The 18077-nt window shown below is 68.1% G+C and carries 14 protein-coding genes; 10 read left to right on the top strand and 4 right to left on the bottom strand.

Annotation, left to right across the window (positions count from 1 at the left end; genetic code table 11):
* The first annotated feature begins 20 nt into the window (after window positions 1–20).
* Entirely contained in the window at window positions 21–1871 is a 1851-nt protein-coding gene (locus tag AC1DDH_RS15055; RefSeq protein WP_476955732.1) for an ABC transporter ATP-binding protein, read from the top strand.
* Here the strand turns inward: AC1DDH_RS15055 and AC1DDH_RS15060 are convergent.
* The gene (locus tag AC1DDH_RS15060) at window positions 1858–2490 is read right to left on the bottom strand and encodes a hypothetical protein (RefSeq protein ID WP_476955733.1); all 633 of its coding nucleotides are present in this window, start codon (window positions 2488–2490) and stop codon (window positions 1858–1860) included. The genes AC1DDH_RS15055 and AC1DDH_RS15060 overlap by 14 nt on opposite strands.
* A gap of 54 nt (window positions 2491–2544) precedes the next feature.
* Here AC1DDH_RS15060 and AC1DDH_RS15065 point away from each other — a divergent pair, with 54 nt between their 5' ends.
* From AC1DDH_RS15065 to AC1DDH_RS15095, 7 genes are all read left to right on the top strand, one after another.
* Window positions 2545–3681 (top strand): GuaB3 family IMP dehydrogenase-related protein, encoded by a 1137-nt coding sequence (locus AC1DDH_RS15065; protein WP_476955734.1) that lies wholly within the window; start codon window positions 2545–2547, stop codon window positions 3679–3681.
* 92 nt (window positions 3682–3773) lie between these two features.
* Entirely contained in the window at window positions 3774–5525 is a 1752-nt protein-coding gene (locus AC1DDH_RS15070) for a glycerol-3-phosphate dehydrogenase/oxidase (RefSeq protein WP_476850306.1), read from the top strand.
* An 89-nt stretch (window positions 5526–5614) separates the two neighbouring features.
* Entirely contained in the window at window positions 5615–6103 is a 489-nt protein-coding gene (locus tag AC1DDH_RS15075) for a PTS sugar transporter subunit IIA (protein ID WP_028275739.1), read from the top strand.
* 169 nt (window positions 6104–6272) lie between these two features.
* Window positions 6273–7205 carry an SURF1 family protein gene (locus tag AC1DDH_RS15080; protein WP_476873757.1) on the top strand — a complete coding sequence of 311 codons (933 nt, stop codon included), beginning with the start codon at window positions 6273–6275 and terminating at the stop codon, window positions 7203–7205.
* Entirely contained in the window at window positions 7202–7711 is a 510-nt protein-coding gene (locus AC1DDH_RS15085; protein ID WP_028275738.1) for a DUF3817 domain-containing protein, read from the top strand. Before AC1DDH_RS15080 ends, AC1DDH_RS15085 begins: the two co-directional genes overlap by 4 nt.
* A 174-nt stretch (window positions 7712–7885) precedes the next feature.
* Complete coding sequence (gene guaA, locus AC1DDH_RS15090) at window positions 7886–9475, top strand: glutamine-hydrolyzing GMP synthase (RefSeq protein WP_079550220.1); 1590 nt, start codon at window positions 7886–7888, stop codon at window positions 9473–9475.
* Between the two features lie 308 nt (window positions 9476–9783).
* The gene (locus AC1DDH_RS15095; RefSeq protein ID WP_476955735.1) at window positions 9784–14097 is read left to right on the top strand and encodes an AAA family ATPase; all 4314 of its coding nucleotides are present in this window, start codon (window positions 9784–9786) and stop codon (window positions 14095–14097) included.
* A gap of 98 nt (window positions 14098–14195) precedes the next feature.
* Here the strand turns inward: AC1DDH_RS15095 and AC1DDH_RS15100 are convergent, their stop codons facing one another.
* The 3 genes from AC1DDH_RS15100 to AC1DDH_RS15110 all read right to left on the bottom strand — a co-directional run bounded on the left by AC1DDH_RS15100 (window position 14196) and on the right by AC1DDH_RS15110 (window position 16310).
* Window positions 14196–15095: an RcpC/CpaB family pilus assembly protein gene (locus AC1DDH_RS15100; protein WP_476955736.1), complete on the bottom strand. Its 900-nt coding sequence runs from the start codon at window positions 15093–15095 to the stop codon at window positions 14196–14198.
* A 161-nt stretch (window positions 15096–15256) separates the two neighbouring features.
* A complete protein-coding gene (locus tag AC1DDH_RS15105) occupies window positions 15257–15508 on the bottom strand; it encodes an FmdB family zinc ribbon protein (protein ID WP_476955737.1) in 252 nt (83 codons plus the stop codon).
* A 139-nt stretch (window positions 15509–15647) separates the two neighbouring features.
* A complete protein-coding gene (locus AC1DDH_RS15110; protein WP_476955738.1) occupies window positions 15648–16310 on the bottom strand; it encodes a 5-formyltetrahydrofolate cyclo-ligase in 663 nt (220 codons plus the stop codon).
* Window positions 16311–16414: 104 nt separating this feature from the next.
* Here AC1DDH_RS15110 and galU point away from each other — a divergent pair, with 104 nt between their 5' ends.
* Together galU and AC1DDH_RS15120 are read left to right on the top strand one after the other, a co-directional pair.
* Window positions 16415–17332, top strand: a complete 918-nt coding sequence (gene galU, locus AC1DDH_RS15115) for a UTP--glucose-1-phosphate uridylyltransferase GalU (RefSeq protein ID WP_476855733.1) — start codon at window positions 16415–16417, stop codon at window positions 17330–17332.
* Window positions 17333–17337: 5 nt separating this feature from the next.
* Window positions 17338–17958 (top strand): GNAT family N-acetyltransferase, encoded by a 621-nt coding sequence (locus AC1DDH_RS15120; protein WP_476955739.1) that lies wholly within the window; start codon window positions 17338–17340, stop codon window positions 17956–17958.
* The last annotated feature ends 119 nt before the right edge of the window (window positions 17959–18077 follow it).

Genomic DNA, 18077 nt, shown 5'->3' on the forward strand with positions numbered 1-18077 from the left:
GAGTGTCCTAGGCTGGAGGCATGTCCGAACTCCTGCCGGCACGCGCGCCCAAACGCAAGCTCGCGCTCAAGCCCTACGCCCGCGCCGTGGCACAAGTGCTGCGGGTGAGCTTCCGGGCCTCGCCAGCCGCCGTCGTCATGAAGGTCCTGGGCTCGCTGATCTCGGCACTGCTGCCGCTGGTCACGACGTACTTCGCCGCCCTGACCACCACGGCGCTGGCCGCCGCCTACGCGGGCGACGCCGACGCCGGCGCGCAGGCCGTCGTGTACGTCATCATCACCGCGGCACTCGGGCTCTTCTGGGGATCGTTCAGCAGCGTGGACCGCTACATCCAGCAGCTCATGAGTTTCCGGGTCGGCGCGATCGTCGGTGACCTGATGTACGAGCGCTTCCTGACCCTGGACTTCTGGCGCTACGACGACAAAGAGACCGTGGACCTGTACGACCGGGCGAAGCGTTTCTCCGACTCCTACGCCCGCGTCCTGGACCGGATCGCCGCCATTTTCACCCAGCTCGTCTCCGTGCTGCTGGCGATCGGCGCGCTGCTGCTGGTCAGCTGGTGGATCGCCGTGATCGTCCTGGTTGCGATCGTCCCCAGCGTCTACCTGCAGTTCAAGCTCTCCCGCGAACAGATCGCGCACTGGAACACCCAGGTCGATTCGCGCCGGCAGCGCAGGATGATTGAAACCAACCTCCTGCGGCCGCAGCACATCGCCGAGATGCGGCTTTACGGGATTGTCGGCTACCTGATGGGTCTGCGCTCCCGCCTGCGGGACGCCGATGAAAAGCGCCGGCTGGACTTCCAGAAGCGCTACATCCCCAAACAGCTCGCGGCCGATGCCCTGCAGTACGGTGCCGAGGTGGTCTCGCTGATCTGGGTGGTGGGCCAGATCATCGCCCGGGCCCAGCCGGTGGGGCAGTTCCTCTATGTCCAGCAGATTGTCAGCCGCGCCCTCTCGACCGCCAACAGCCTCGTCTCCTCACTGAGCTCAATCGACGAGGACCTGGCGAACCTCACGGACTACGAGCTCTTCATGGCCCTGCCCGTGCTGTCCGGCCACGCCCCGCCGCTGCTGCAGGCGCCGAAGACGGTGGAACTGCGGGACATCCGCTTCACCTACACCGGCAGCGAACTGGAGGTGATCCGCGGCATTTCGATGACCATCAGGCAGGGCCAGCACATCGCGATCGTGGGGGAGAACGGCGCCGGCAAGTCCACCCTGATCCGTATCCTGGCCGGGCTGTACCGTCCCGACTCCGGGCAGGTGCTGCTCGACGGCGTGGACCTCGCCGCCGTCGACGTCACCTCCTGGCACCGGCACCTGGCGGTGCTCAGCCAGGAGTTCCTGAAGTATGAATTCGCCACCGCGGCGGAAAACATCTTCTTCGGCGACGTCGATTCGCCCCGCGACGACGGACGGGTCCGGCGCTCCGCCGCGGATGCCGAGGCCCTCGAATTCATCAACAAACTGCCCAACGGCCTGGACAACCACGTCAGCAACTGGATGGAGGACCCGCGCGGGCGGAAGGGCTCCGGCCTTTCCGGCGGGCAGTGGCAGCGGCTGGCGATGGCCCGGAACTTCTACCGCGGCGCATCGTTCATGGTGATGGACGAGCCGACGTCGGCCATCGACGCGCTGGCGGAACACCGGATCTTCACGCGGCTCTTCGCCGACCGCAGCAGCACCATCATCGCCATCAGCCACCGCCTGGCCACGATCGAGAAGGCCGATGTGGTCTACATGCTCGAGGAAGGCCGCATCGTGGAACAAGGCACCCACAGGGAACTTGTGGCGCGCCGCGGCCGGTACTTCCGGATGTTCGAGTCCCAGCTCACCGTCCCGGACACCGAGAACGTCAGCGGCGAGTAAGCGGAGCGCCCTCGATGGTCGTCCGCACCCGGGCCAGGCTGGGTTCGGGCGGGACGCTGCTGAAGCCGAAGCTGACGGCGGGGCGGATGGCGGTGAGCGGGCCGGCGTCGGCGCCGTCCCAGCTGACGGTCGCGGAGTCGATGCGGTGCAGATCGGTGACCCCGTAGTATTCCCGCCGGCCGCCCTTGGCCGTGCCCGCAGTGCGCACGCCGGGGATGATTCTGCCCGAAATGGGGTTGACCGCACGCAGCCAGCGCGGATGCACCGCCAGAGCCCGGGGGACCAGCCGCGCCACGGCGCCCAGCCGGGTGCGGGACCCGAGCCGGGCGCGGATCCGCAGCGGCCCGGCGTCGACGGCGAGCTGCCCCGCCCCATGCTCTGATGCCAGGGGCACGATGCAGGTCTCGTCGAAGTTATAGACCGCGCTGATGAAGCCGGCGGCCTCGACGCTCGGTGCCAGCAGGATCCGGTGGCCGGAGGGCAGCTGGACCATCGCGTCGGTGAAGGACCCGAACGGGGACTGCGTCCACAGGCCCACCACCGCGCGCAGGCCCGATCCCGTGCCGAGTCCGGCAATGTGTCCGTCGAAGATCCAACGCTGTCCGTTACGGCAAAGCATGACGCCACAGTACGCCGAAGCGGCGCCCCGCGTCCGCTGGGATAACCTAGAGCAGTGACTTACGAGATTGAGATTGGCCGTGGCAAGCGTGGGCGTCGTGCCTACTCCCTGGATGACATTGCGATCGTCCCCAACCGGCGCACCCGTGACCCCAAGGACGTCTCCGTCTCCTGGCAGATCGATGCCTACAAGTTCGACATGCCGGTCATCGCTGCGCCGATGGATTCGGCCATGTCGCCGGAGACCGTCATCGCCCTGGGCCGCCTCGGCGGACTCGGTGTGCTCGACCTCGAAGGCCTGTGGACCCGGTACGAGAACCCGCAGTCCGTACTGGACGAAATCGCGGGCCTCGCTGACGAGACCAACAGCCCGGCCGTCACCCGGCGCATGCAGGAGCTCTACCAGGCGCCGATCCAGCCTGAGCTGATCACCTCCCGCCTCGCCGAGATCCGCGCCGCCGGCGTCACGGTGGCCGGCTCCCTGACCCCGCAGCGCACGCAGGAACACTACAAGACCGTGGTGGCCGCCGGCGTCGACATCTTCGTCATCCGCGGGACCACTGTCTCGGCCGAGCACGTCTCCAAGGACCACGAGCCGCTGAACCTCAAGCAGTTCATCTACGAACTCGACGTCCCCGTGATCGTCGGCGGGGCGGCCGGCTACACCCCGGCCCTGCACCTGATGCGCACCGGCGCCGCCGGCGTGCTGGTCGGCTTCGGCGGCGGAGCCACCACCACCACCCGGCGCGCCCTGGGCATCCACTCGCCCATGGCCTCCGCGATCTCCGACGTCGCGGCGGCCCGCCGGGACTACATGGACGAGTCCGGCGGACGCTACGTCCATGTGATCGCCGACGGCGGCATGGGATCCTCCGGCGACATCGTCAAAGCCATCGCCATGGGCGCCGACGCCGTGATGCTGGGCAGCGCCCTGGCCCGCGCCGACGAAGCCCCCGGCAAGGGCTGGCACTGGGGCCAGGAAGCCCACCACCTCGAACTGCCCCGCGGCGACAGGGTCAACGTGGGAACGGTCGGGCCGCTCGAAGAGGTTCTGTTCGGGCCCGGCCACCACACCAACGGCACCTCCAACCTCGTCGGCGCGCTGCGCCGTTCAATGGCGACCGCCGGCTACTCGGACCTGAAGGAATTCCAGCGCGTCGACGTCGTCGTCTCGCCGTACGCCGGCAACTGAAACCGCGCGCGGGCCGTTGAGGGCCCTGCCCATCCGGGAAACTTGGACGTAGTCTGGTGCCCTACGAGGTTTGATCCGGATGGAGGCGTGACATGAACAGTTTTCCCGGCGGTTCTGCCGAGGCCGGAGGTGCCCTCGGGCCAACGGCTCGCGAGGCTTCAATCACTGTGCTCAGGGGCAGCACCGCCCCCGGCAAAGAGCTCGACATCCTGATCGTGGGCGGAGGCATCGTGGGTGCCGGCGCCGCCCTCGACGCCGTGACCCGCGGGCTCAGTGTCGGCATCGTCGAGGCGAACGACTGGGCTGCGGGGACGTCGTCGCGGTCCTCGAAGCTCATCCACGGTGGCCTCCGGTACCTCGAAATGCTCGACTTCGGCCTGGTCAAAGAGGCACTGCATGAGCGCGGCCTCATTCTCTCCGTCCTGGCGCCGCACCTGGCCCGGCCGGTCCCGTTCCTGTACCCGCTCCACAAACCGTTCCTGGAGCGGCCCTATGTCGGCGCCGGAATCGCCCTGTACGACGCGATGTCCATCACCGGCGGGCACAGCCGCGGCGTCCCCTTCCACAAGCACCTGTCCCGGCGAGGGACCCTGCGGGCCGCCCCCAGCCTCAAGGACGACGCCTTCGTCGGATCCATCCGCTACTACGACGGCCAGGTCGACGACGCCAAGTACGTCGCCAACCTCGTGCGGACCGCGGCGCACTACGGCGCCCACGCGGTCAACCAGATGTCGGTTGTGGACTTCGTGCGCGAGGGCGAGCGCGTGGTCGGCGCCAAGGTGGTCAATCACGAGGACGGCTCCAGCTTCAAAATCCGCGCCAAGCAGGTCATCAACGCCACCGGGGTCTGGACGGACGAGACCCAGGCCATGGTGACAGACCGCGGGCAGCTCAAGGTGCGGGCGTCCAAGGGCATCCACCTCGTGGTGCCCCGCGACCGGATCCAGTCCACGGTGGGGCTGATCCTGCGGACCGAGAAATCCGTGCTCTTCGTGATCCCCTGGGGCAGGCACTGGATCATCGGGACCACTGACACCGACTGGCACCTCGACAAGGCCCACCCCGCGGCCTCCAGCAAGGACATCGACTACCTGCTCGAGCACGTCAACAAGGTCCTCAAGCGCCCGCTGACCCGCGAGGACGTCGAGGGCGTCTACGCGGGGCTGCGGCCGCTGCTGGCCGGCGAAAGCGATTCCACCGCGAAGCTCTCCCGCGAACACGTGGTGGCCCACCCCGTGCCGGGTCTCGTGGTGGTGGCGGGCGGTAAATGGACCACCTACCGGGTCATGGCCAAGGACGCCGTCGACGAGGCGACGCGCAGCATGGACGAGCGTGTCCCGGCCAGCTGCACGGAATCCGTCCCGTTGCTGGGGGCGAGCGGTTTCAAGGCCGCGTGGAACCAGCGGAACCGGATGGCGGAGGAGACCGGCGTCCACGTTGCCCGGATCGAACACCTTCTCAACCGCTACGGTGCCATGACGCCGGAGGTCCTGGCGCTCATCGCCGACAGCCCGGAACTGGCCGAACCGTTGCCGGGCGCTGACGACTACCTGGCTGCCGAAGCCGTCTATGCGGCCACGCACGAGGGCGCCCGGCACGTCCAGGACGTCCTGACCCGCCGCACCCGGATTTCGATTGAAGCGTGGGACCGCGGTGTGTCCGCCGCTCCGGTAGTCGCTAAACTAATGGGAGACGTTCTCGGCTGGAGTGATGCGCAGCGCGAGGGCGAAATCAAGCACTATCTGGCCCGGGTTGATGCCGAGCGCCTGAGCCAACAGCAGCCGGACGACGAATCCGCCGACGCCGCACGGCTGGGCGTGGAGGACATCGTGCCCCTGCGCTAAGACTCAGCGCCGGCCGGCAGTGCAGGATTACAACGCTAGTCATTGGACTGCCGGCCGGCGTCACTGACGCCACTTCGAAGGGACATCTCTTGGCGGAACCACTGGACCGGTACGACGCCGAGCTCACCACACCCGAGATGGTGATCCTCGAAATGGATGCCACGGACAAGCTCGACGCCACTGCCCAGCTCGCTGAACGCATGCATGCTGCCGGACGTATCTCCGATCTCGAGGGCTTCCTCAAGCAGGTCAATGCCCGGGAGCACCAGCTCGCCACCGGCCTGCCCGGCGGTGTCGGCCTGCCGCACGCCCGCAGCGAGCTCGTGTCACAGACATCCATCGCGGTCGGCATCACGAAGTACGGCAGGGCGCTGGACTTCGGCGCGGCCGACGGCCCGGCCACAGTGATTCTGCTCATCGCCACCCCGGCGAGCTCCTTTTCCGATCACCTCGAAGTGCTGGCGACGCTGGCACGCTCACTGTCGAAAGAGTCCTTCCGCGAATCGCTCCGCCGCGCCTACGACGCCGAAGTGATCGCCGAACTGATCAATTCCAGCCTGGTGTTCTTCGACCACTGAGATTGGGGCAGGCCCTTTCGTGTCGACTCCGTCGCCACGCAGGGACCCGGCTGCCCCACTCTAGGGGCAGGCCCTTTCGTGTCGACTCCGTCGCCACGCAGGGACCCGGCTGCCCCACTCTCGATGGCCCGTTTCGCTGTTCTACACAGGGACGAAGTACCTTTAAGGGGTGCTGAAAACTGCCCTCAAACCCCGCTGGATCGCAGGACTCGTGTTCGCGATCGCCATTTCCGGGGTCTTTGTGCTGCTCAGCCAGTGGCAATTCGGCCGTTCAACGCAGGCCGAAGCCCCGGTCTCCACCACAACGGAGCAAACGCGGCAGCTCACCTCGGTCCTGCAGCCGGGTGGTTTCTTCCCCGGATCCGTGGCTGACCAGATGGTCTCCGCCACCGGCAGCTACGACCCCCAGAAGCAGGTCCTCGTCCCCGGCCGGCTCAATGACGGGGCGAAGGGCTACTGGATCGTGTCGGCCTTCGCCGTCAAGGATGCCCCGGCCCTGAAAGGCGGCGGGGCCACACCGCAGACCTGGATTCCGGTCGCACGCGGATGGGTGGCGGATCCCGCGGACGCCGTGGCGCCGCCGTCGGGCACCATCGAACTGACCGGGCGGCTGTTGCCGTCCGAGTCCCCGCTGCCGCGGACGGATCCCGGACCCGGCCGCGCCAGCGCCGTCTCGGTTGCCGAACTCATCAACGACTGGAACGTCAGCAGCTACCCGGGCTTTGTCGCAGCGACCACCGAACTGGCCGGCGGCACCGACGTCGGGGCCGCGGCCGCAGGCGGCGACGTCAAACCCCTCCGGATCGGCCCGCAGCCGCCCGCGCAGCAGGTCAACTGGCTCAACCTCTTCTATTCCGTGGAATGGGTGGTCTTCGCCGGTTTCGCGTTGTTCATCTGGTGGCGGCTCGTCAAGGACGACTACCGCCGCGACCTCGAAGACGCGCTCGACGAGGAAACGGCCGGCGAAGAGCCCCCAACCGACCGCCACGCGGCCCACCACAACGCGGCCCACCACCAGGCGGCCCACCACCAGGCGGCCCAAGCGCCCACCGACTCCCATCCCACAGCCCCCCAACCCACAGACCCGAGAGTGCAATCATGATCGAGCCCCAGCCCGCCATCCAGCCGCAGTCCACCAACGGCACGGGGAAAGCCGGGAAGAAGCGCCGCTTCGGCGGCACCGAGGCCCAAATCCGGTCCGCCCTGAAGTTCTACAAGGTGCTCGCCTACCTGACGGGCACGATGCTGCTGCTGCTCTGCGCCGAACTGATCGCCCGGTACGGCTTCGGTCAGTACCTCTTCGCCGGCGGCACCAACGCCGTCACCGGCCAGCCGTTCGGCCTCGGATTCGCCGACGCCGAGCCGCCAGGGGTGATCGGGGGCGTCAACCTCTCCATCACGGTCCTGATCGTGCACGGCTGGATGTACGTCGTGTACCTGATTTCCAACTTCCGGCTGTGGTCGCTCATGCGCTGGCCGTTCACCAAGCTGGTGGTTATGGCCCTGGGTGGCGTCGTGCCGTTCCTGTCCTTCTTCGTCGAGAAGAAGTTCCACGCCGAGGTCGAGGCCGAACTCGCAGCAAACCCGCAGGCGCCCCAGCGGTACTGAACCCCTCCTGGCCCGGCGCCCTTCCTGATCCGTCCCGATCAGTCCTTCCGGGTCAGTGACTCGACGCCGGCGGCCGCCGTCGGGCATGTGAGTTCGCTTACCTCGGCCCGCGATTCGGGCCAGCACCGGCTTCTCAATGTGCGGGCGGGCAGCGGCGCAAAGTAGGCTAGTGGGGTGACTACTCCCACTGCATCCCAGACGTCCCACAGGCCGGTTCTGGTTGTTGACTACGGTGCCCAGTACGCGCAGCTGATTGCCCGCCGCGTCCGGGAAGCGAATGTGTATTCGGAAGTGGTTCCGCATACGTACAGCACCGAGCAGCTGCTGGCCAAGAACCCCGCCGCGATCATCCTCTCGGGCGGGCCCTCGAGCGTCTACGCCGACGGCGCCCCCAGCGTCGGTGCCGACCTCTTCGAGGCCGGCGTCCCGGTCTTCGGCATCTGCTACGGCTTCCAGGCCATGGCCAACGCCCTCGGCGGCAAGGTGGCCCAGACGGGCCTGCGCGAATACGGCGCCACCGAGACCACCACCCTCGGCGAGGGCCGCTCCATCCTGGCCGGCATGCCCCAGCACCAGAGCACCTGGATGAGCCACGGCGACTCCGTCCACGAAGCCCCCGAGGGCTTTGAGGTCCTGGCGACGACGGCGGGCGCCGACGTCGCGGCCTTCGCCAATGAGGACAAGCGCCTCTACGGCGTCCAGTGGCACCCCGAGGTCAAGCACTCGGCCTACGGCCAGCAGGTCCTGGAAAACTTCCTCTTCAAGGGCGCCGGGCTGGAACCGAACTGGACCACCGGCAACATTCTGGAAGAACAGGTCCAGCGGATCCGTGACCAGATCGGCGACGCCAGGGTCATCTGCGGCCTCTCCGGCGGCGTCGACTCGGCTGTGGCCGCCGCCCTGGTACAGCGCGCCGTCGGCGACCAGCTGACCTGCGTCTTCGTGGACCACGGGCTGTTGCGCGAGGGCGAAGCCGAACAGGTCGAACGCGACTTCGTGGCCGCCACCGGCGTCAAGCTCTACGTCGCCAACGAGCAGGAGCGCTTCCTGAGCGCCCTTGCCGGCGTCAGCGATCCCGAGACCAAACGCAAGATCATCGGCCGCGAATTCATCCGCGCCTTCGAGGAAGCCGAACTGGCGATCATCGCCGAGGCAGCGGCGCACGGGGAGAAGATCAAGTTCCTCGTCCAGGGCACCCTGTACCCCGACGTCGTCGAATCCGGCGGCGGCGAGGGTGCGGCCAACATCAAGAGCCACCACAACGTGGGCGGGCTCCCCGAGGACCTGCAGTTTGAACTGGTTGAACCGCTGCGCGCCCTGTTCAAGGACGAGGTCCGCGCGGTCGGTGCCCAGCTCGGCCTGCCGCAGGAAATCGTCGGCCGCCAGCCCTTCCCCGGCCCGGGCCTCGGCATCCGGATTGTCGGCGATGTCACCAAGGAACGCCTGGACCTGCTCCGCAAGGCCGACGCGATCGCCCGCGCCGAGCTGACCGCGGCCGGACTGGATGACGAAGTGTGGCAGATGCCCGTGGTGCTGCTGGCGGACGTCCGCAGCGTGGGCGTCCAGGGCGACGGCCGCACTTACGGACACCCGATTGTCCTGCGCCCCGTGTCCTCCGAGGACGCCATGACCGCCGACTGGTCGCGGCTGCCCTACGATCTCCTGGCCCGGATTTCCAACCGGATCACCAACGAGGTGGAAGGCGTCAACCGCGTGGTGCTGGATGTGACCAGCAAGCCGCCGGGAACCATCGAGTGGGAATAGCAATCTGAGTGGCCGGCCTTTCGAGGCCGGCCATTTCATTTTGTTCCTGACAATGTTTCTGACAATTCAGCCTGAATTTCGCACCGCCCAGTGTTGCGGCCCCGCACCTGCGGGGGATTCGGGCTACCCTCGAAAGCATGCCGGTATGGTCCAAGGCGTCCCGCGCGAGCCTGGCAACCGCGACCACACAAGATGCGGCCAGGGAAAGCGCGGACGCAACACAGACGAGCGTTGATACGACGAACCCGCCAGAGTCGAGCCCGCCGCGGTCCGGCACAGAGAAGTCGAGCACAGAAAAGAAGGCAGCAGTGTCAGTTGGTCAAGGCCACCCCGAGGGCTCCGAGGAGTTCAGGAAATGGCTGTCGGGGCTCAAGCCCGTCACCGGTGCAGATACCATGCTGCGCTTCACCAAGACGCCCGAAGGCTCAATTGACCTGACTCATGCCCATCCCTCGGGGCTCGCCCAGCTGATGGCAGGGCGGCGTACCCGGCTCTCGACCCTGATCCGCGACCGCCAGCAATTCGTTGTCGCGGCCAGGGCATCACGAAACCTGCGCTCCAAGATTTTCGAACTCGCCAATGACCGCGGCATCGACGCGGGGTATTTCTCCGCCGGCACGGTCGTCTGGACGTCCGCCGTCGGCGGTAAGCCGCAACGGATCTCGGCCCCGGTCATGCTCACCGCCATATCCCTCACGGTGCGCCCCGGCGAGGACGACTATGAGTTGCAGCTCACCGAACAGGCGCAGATCAACCCGGCGCTGGTCCGGCACCTCAAGACCGTCCACGGGATCGTTTTCGACGTCAACGCGGTGACGCGGATGGCGTACAGCACGGCCCGTTACGACCCGCAGCCCGTTCTGGACCGCCTGGGCACCCTGGTCCAGCCGATTCACGGCGCGGAGGTCGAACACAACCTGCTCGTCTCCACCTTCGCCGACCTCTCCGGCAACCTCGATGATCCGTGGATCAACCAGAACAACCCCCTGGTCACCGCGCTGGCCCGGTCCGGTTCCGGCGAACTGGTCGACGTGCCTGCTCTGGAACCCGGCCGCTTCCCCAGCACGGACGACCGTGACCCCGCCGACGAGCTTCTGCTGCTCGACGCCGACACGGACCAGCAGTATGTGGTCGACGCCGTCCGGGCGGGCGACTCGCTGGTGGTCAGCAGCCCGCCGGGCACGGGCCAGACCCAGACAGTCATCAACACCATCGGCGCCCTGGTGGACGAGGGCAAGTCCGTCCTGGTGGTTGGCGACAGGCGGGCCAGCCTCGCCGAGATCTCCGGGCAGCTGGATGGCCTCGGCCTGGATTCGGTCCTCTTGCAGCTGACGGGCAGCGCCAGCCCGCTGCAGCTGAAGGGCCAGCTGGTCCGGGCGATCGTCCGCAACGAGAAGTCGCTGCAGCCGCAACTGAGCAACCTGCACGCCACCCTGACCGGCCACCGCCACGCCCTCATGGACCACGTAGCCTCCCTGCACAACGTCCGGGCGCGCTGGGGTTGCTCGCCGTATGAGGCCATGCAGTCCCTTGCAGAGCTGACCTCCATCCAGCCGGCACCGGCGACGACCGTCCGGCTCAAGCGCAGCGTGCTGGACAATATCCGGGACCGCGAGGAGCTCGCAGGCCGGCTCCGCCGCGCCGCCGAGCTCGGCAGCTTCAGCCGGGCGTCGACCACCAGCCCCTGGCACGGCGCGCGCCTGCTGACCCGCAAGGAGACGCAGGAAGCGCAGGGCGTTGCCCAGTCCGTTGCGGAAAAACTGCCGTTGCTGCGCGGGCGCATGGATGCCGTGGCGGAACACGCAGAGATCCGGCTCGGCCGGACCTTCGCCGAATGGGGCGAGCAGATCGAACTTCTCGTGGCCGTCCGCGAAAGTCTGGACAAGTTCACTCCCGACATCTTTGACCGGCCCGTCCACGACCTGATCTCGGCCACCGCGTCCTCTGCCTGGCGCAGGGAACGCGGGATCGAAATGCCGTCCATGCAGCGCTCACGCCTGCGCAGGGTGGCCAAGGAGTACGTCCGGCCCGGCGTGCACATCGCGGACCTGCACAGCTCCCTGGTCCTCGTGCAGGAACAGCGCGCCGCCTGGTCCGGCTACGCGACCACGCAGCGGCACCCGGCCGTGCCGTCCGGGCTGGCTGAAATCAGCGGCCTTTACCGGGAGCTCGCAGCGGAACTGGCTGAACTGGGCCTGGCTGTCAAGCACACCGCCGCCGGCGGCGACTTGGACCGCGCACCCTACGACGAACTCCTGCCCCGGGTGCGGCGGCTCGTCGCCGACACCGCGACCCTTGAAACCCTTCCGGAGCGCACGCTGCTCGTCGAAAGCATGCGAGAGCATGGCCTGGGCGAGCTTCTCGCCGACCTTGCCGAGCGCGAGGTCCCGGAGGGTTCGGTGACCGCCGAACTCGAGCTGGCCTGGTGGCAGTCGGCCCTGGAGGCCATGATCAGCGGCGATGACTACCTCGCCATGTCCGACGGCGACGCCCTGCGCCAGCTTGAGGCGGAGTACCGTCTCGCGGACAACGCCCATATCGCCAGCGGCGCTGCCCGGCTGCGCTGGAACCTGTCTGAGCGCTGGCGCGCTGCCATCGCGGCGTACCCCCGCCAGGCCGAGCTGTTGCGCAGCCTGCTGAAGGACGGCCGGGTGACCCTGGCAGCCCTGAGCGGCCAGGCGCAGGAGCTGCTGCCCACCCTGGTACCGGTGTGGTCCGTCAGCCCCTACCTCATGACGGGCCTGCTGCCGATCGAGCAGACCTTCGATGCCGTCGTGATCCTCGACGCCGAGACGACCTCGTTGCAGGCCGTCCTCCCGGCGATCGCCCGGTCCCGGCAGGTCATCGCCTTCGGCGACGAACAGATCGCCAGCCCCCGGACCTTTACCGTGGGCGTCGAACGGCTCGCCGCGGGGGAGAGCTCCTACCAAAGCGTTGAGAGCTCGTACCGGGCACTCTCTGCCGTGCTTCCGGTCTGGAACCTGAGGACCGTGTACCGTGCGGTCGATGAAGACCTGGTGCGCCAGCTCAGCAAGGGTTTTTACGGCGGGGAACTCACCCGCCTCCCGGAGGGCCAATCCGCCACAGGGCTGGACCGTACCCTCAGCGTGGAGTACCTCCCCGACGGCACGGGGCTGCCCAGCGCTGACCACGACGGCGTCGAATCGGTTGTTGCCGAGGTCAACCGCGCGGTGGAGCTGGTCTTCGAGCACGCCCGGCTCCGCCCCCGGACGTCGCTGGCCGTGGTGACCGGCAGCCTTCGCCATGCCGCCCGGATCGGCGAGGCCATCAGGGCGCAACTGCCCAACTACCCCATGCTGGGCAGCTTCTTCACTGCGGGGGATGAGTCCTTCCGCGTAGTGGATCTGGAACGGGCCCAGGGCCTGGTCCGCGACCACGTCATTTTTTCCCCGGGCTATGGCCGTACCCCGCATGGGCGCACCCTCCACAGCCTCGGGCCGCTTTCCGCCGAAGGTGGCCGAGCAAAATTCGCCCTGGCGATGACGCGTGCCCGCCGGTCCCTGCACGTGCTCAGCTGCTTCCGGCCCGAAGACCTTGATGTCAGCCGCCTCAGCCACGGCGCCGTGGACTTCTACGAGCTCCTGGACCGTGAGATCGCGGGCAACACGGATCTTGGCAGCCCCGCCTCCCGGGCCGCGGCCAGCGAGCAGGCGCTCGGCGCCGATCCGCTCGTGGCCGACCTGGGTGACCGGCTCCGGGCCCGCGGGGCACGTGTGTGGCACCAGTACGACGGCGTCCTGAACATGGTGGCGGCCGCCGATCCGATGACCACGATCGGCCAGGACGATGCGGAGATTCCCCGTCCGGTGGCGATCGAGTCGGACGGTACCAGCCACTACCGGCGAATGAGCGTCCGCGAACGGAGCAGGCTCCGGCCGCAGCTCCTGGAGCGGCTTGGCTGGCGGTACATGCCCCTGTGGACCATAGAGGTCTTCACCGACCCCTCGGCCTGCGCCGACCGGATTGGCGGCTACCTCGGGTTGGAGAAGCCCGCCGTGTCCAGCCGGCTGCGGACATCGCACGGGTTCTTCGACGACGGCATCGAACACCTGGCGATCGACGAGGCGCGGGCCGCCGAGTACCACGTGGCGGCCGAACCCTCGGGACAGGTGTTCCGCGGCCATGAAACTGCCGGCCAAGAATTCCGCCGGCAGGCACCAGCATCAGCAATGACAGGCAATACAGGCAGTAAGGAGGCCGGCGGCATGAGTGCAGACGGCATCACTGGCAACACCGGCAAGACCGGCAACACGAACGACGCCGGCAACACGAACGACGCCGGCGCCACCGGCGCCCGCGAAGCCGGCGCGGCGGGCGCCGCGGCCGACACCGCGGGGCCGAAGACCGGTGAGTCGACGGGGGCCGCGGCCGACACCGCAGGGTCGAAGGCCGGCGAATCGACCGGGGAATCGACCGGCGACGGGCCGGACCAGGAGGCCGCGAAGGAGACGTCGCGCCGTTCGGACGCACAGGCCACCGTTCCGGAGGGTGTGCTGCCGAACAAGGCGGCGGAAGACGACCCCCGGCGCTGGGGTGACCAGCCTGATAATTACGATCACGACGCCTGGCTCCAGGAACAGAAGCCGCCGCACTGGGGCTGACGGGCCGCGCCCGCAGCCCAGAGCCTGCGGGCGCGGCCCGCGTCGGAGCCTACGGCCCGGGCCACTGGCCCGGCGGAAACGCCCTGCTGGCTGGACGGCTAGCCCGGCGGTGACGCCACAAGCACGAAAAACAATTTGCCCTGGGTAGACGCGCCCGCCAGCCTGCGGGCCTGGTCGGCCGTCGCTGCCACCACCACCAGCCCGTCAGTCTCCGCAGTGGCGGGCCAGGAGCCGGCTTTGCCGCCCTGCGTCGACGTCCAGAGCACTGGTACGGCTTCGGCCAGGATTTGGCTTTCGCCGGGTTGTTCCATGCCGTTGCCGGCAGTGAGCACCACGTTGACGAGCTGCCCGGGGGAGACCAGCTGGATGGAGGCCGGATCTGCCATCCTCAGCGGCACGGCCGCAGAGCCTCGCGGGCTTCCGGCGAGCAGGCCCGGTCCCAGGATCTGGGCGTCGGTGAGGAGCTGGCCCTGGCGCAACGGTGCGGCCAGCTGTTTTCCCTCGAACGCGGTCTCGCTGCCGGGGCTGCCCGCAGGAATAAGGCCGGGTGGCACGCTGATCCTACTGAGATCGCCGGGTTCCAGGGACTTTCCAGCGGGCAGATCGGCCGCGGCGGCGAAGGCTGCGACAGTGTCAGTGGGCGCTGGAGCCAGTTGCTGAACTGTCAGTCCGGCGGGGATGCAGAACAGGAGGGCCGCGATAAGCCGCCGGTTCCGATTCAGCCAGCCGCGCAGGCGGCGCCACGACGGACGGCCGCGGGGCGGACGCCGGCGGGGTTTCACGGGACCGATCCGGCTCCGGAACGGAAGGCCTGCGGCGGAAAACGTGGCGGCAGGAAGGCTCGTTGGACGGATACCGGTACGGGACCAGCGGCCGGGGCCAGCTTCAGGCATTGCGGCGCGGAAAGGCCTGAACAAAGGCGTGGAAGACGGCACAGGCGCCGCCGGGGCAGCCGTCTTGAACGAAGGCGGGGAAACCGCGGTGAGGAAAAGTTCCATGCCGCCACGCTACGGATCCGCGCAGAGCGGCGGCAGCCGCGGAACGTCCTATGTGGACAACGGCAACAGCGGCAACGGCAACAGCGGACAGGGATTCAGGCAGTGCCCAGAATCAGCCGGCCGGAGCCCAGCCGGCGGCCGGCGCCAATCCGGCAGGTACCTTAGCTGGCCGCTGCGGCGGGCGCGGGGCTGGCCGCGGGAGCTGCAGGAGCCGGGGAAACCGTGCTGCCCTTGGCGTCGCGCGAATCGGTCCGGTAGAAGCCGGAGCCCTTGAACACTACGCCGACGCTGTTGAACTTCTTGCGCAGCGTGCCCTGGCACTCGGGGCAGGACGTCAAGGAGTTGTCGCTGAACGACTGCACGATCTCGAAGGCGTGGCTGCAGTCCTTGCAGGCGTATGCATACGTGGGCACTGGAAATCCTCCTCAGGGGCAATCGAGCAGGTCCCGTACTGCGGAGTCCGGATCACCGCCGATATGTCTATCGACCTGTTCCGTCCTTAGCAGTCGCAGGGCCTGAGTGCCAATTCTATCACCTTGGCGGGGTCCCGGATCAGGCGGGCCGGGATCGGCCGAGCCGGACGATCCCGCCCGGGGTCAGCGCCGTGTCGACTTTCCGGTCGAACGACTCCGCGGGGATGCTGCCTGCGGGCAGCACCTCCGTGTCATAGACGACGGCGGCAGTCGGCAACGCGACAGCGTCGGCCGCAGGGTCGGCCGCCCCGGCGTCCGCCCCGTCGGATGCGGAGGACATGGCAGCCAGGGCGGCAAGGAACTTGTCGTAGTAGCCGCCGCCTTGCCCGATTCGGTTGCCCGAGAAATCCACCGCGGTGGCCGGCAGGAAGATTGCGGTGGCGTCCCGCATGACTTCGGTTCCGTGGCGCTCTCCGACAGGCTCCTGGATGGGCGCGTACCGGCTGCGGACAAACCCGGACTGGGGAGTCCAGTACACCCAGCTGAGCTCGATGTCGGGTTCGCAAACGGGCAGCAGCACCCGGTGCCCGGCCTCGACCAGGGCAGTCAGCAGTGGCAATGTGGGCGGTTCGGCACCCACCCCGAGGTACGCCGCGAAGGTGCCCTGGCGGCCGCGGCCAAGCCCGGAGGCCCAAGCGAGCCCGTGGCTGGCGATGCCCGCCGCGGCGGTGTCCTGTGCGGCCAGCGGGAGTGCGGAACGCGCCGCCCTGTGGCTGGAGCGAATTTCCTCTTTTGACGCCATCTTGGCCCGTCCTCTGCCTTTTGCGGCCGCGCTGCACCGGGGGGCCCGGCAGGCGGTTCGCATAATGATTACGCAATGATTGGTCCCTCCGTTAGATTAGTCGTGTGAATACACCCATCGCTTCCGTCCGCAAGGCCGTTATCCCCGCCGCGGGCCTTGGTACCAGGTTTCTCCCGGCCACAAAGGCCATGCCCAAGGAAATGCTGCCTGTCGTTGACAAGCCGGCCATCCAGTACGTCGTCGAGGAGGCCGTGAATGTCGGCCTGAACGACATCCTGATGATCACTGGCCGCAACAAGCGGGCGTTGGAGGACCACTTCGACCGCGTCCCCGCGCTGGAGTCCACCCTGGAGGCGAAGGGTGACACTGCGAAGCTCGAATCCATCCAGGCCGCCAGCAACCTCGGTGACATCCACTACGTCCGCCAGGGCGATCCCATGGGCCTCGGCCACGCCGTCCTCCGGGCCAAGCAGCACGTCGGGCATGAGCCGTTCGCCGTCCTCCTTGGAGATGACCTCATTGACGCCCGCGATGAGCTCCTCAGCACCATGATCGAGGTCCAGGCCAAGACCGGCGGGTCAGTGGTCGCTCTGATCGAGGTGGACCCGTCCCAGATCAGTGCCTACGGCTGCGCGGACGTCGAGGCAATCGGCGGTGAGGACTACGTCCGCATCAACCAGCTCGTGGAGAAGCCCGATGTCGCGGACGCCCCGTCCAACCTGGCCGTGATTGGCCGCTACGTGTTGCACCCGGCCGTCTTTGAAGTGCTGGAGCGCACCGCGCCCGGCCGCGGCGGGGAAATCCAGCTCACGGACGCCCTGCAGGAACTCTCGGCCGGCACCGGCGAGGGCTACGGCGTGTACGGCGTCATCTTCCGCGGCCGCCGCTACGACACCGGCGACAAGCTCAGCTACCTCAAGGCCTGTGTCCAGCTCGCCTGCGACAGTGAGGACCTCGGCCCGGGCCTGCGCGAATGGCTGCCCGGCTTCGCGTCCAGCCTGGCCCCCAGCCTCGCCAAATAACTCCCGTGGGGGGCAGCTTCACCTGGCCGGTGACCTTGGAGAGCGGCGAAATCGTGTTGCGCCCGATCCGGTACCGGGACCGCAAGGAGTGGACAGCGCTCAGGTCCCGCAACTGCGAGTGGCTGGCCCCCTGGGAGGCATCGAACCCGGTCCCCGGCGGCGGCCTGCCGGACTACCGGCAGATGGTGCGCTCGCTCAAGGCCCAGGCCGCGCAGGCCACGGCCCTGCCGTTCGTCATCGCGGAATGGACACCAGACCATCAGGCGCCGGTGATCGTGGGGCAGCTGACGGTGTCCTCGATTGTCTGGGGGTCGGCCATGATGGCGACGCTTGGCTATTGGGTCGACAAGGAACGGGCCGGCCGGGGGATCGCCCCGACCGCCGTGGCCATGGCGACCGACTATTGCTTCGGCGCCCTTGGCCTGCACCGCATGGAGATCAACATCAGGCCGGAGAACGCGCCGAGCCTGCGCGTGGTGGAAAAACTCGGGTTTCGTGATGAGGGATTCCGGCCCAGGTTCCTGCACATCAACGGTGAATGGGCAGACCACCGGACGTTCGCGCTCACGGCTGAGGAAGTGCCGGAAGGCCTCCTCGCGCGGTGGCTGAGAACCCGCCAGTCCTGAGGCCCATGAGAGCCGCCTGACCAGCCACGACGCCCCGACGCCGGCCAGTCGCCGCTGCGCGCGCGACACACCCCTGACAATGCGGGGCAGCACCCCATATACCTCATACGGTTTTGAGT

The sequence above is a fragment of the Arthrobacter sp. 10T425 genome, assembly GCF_056393985.1.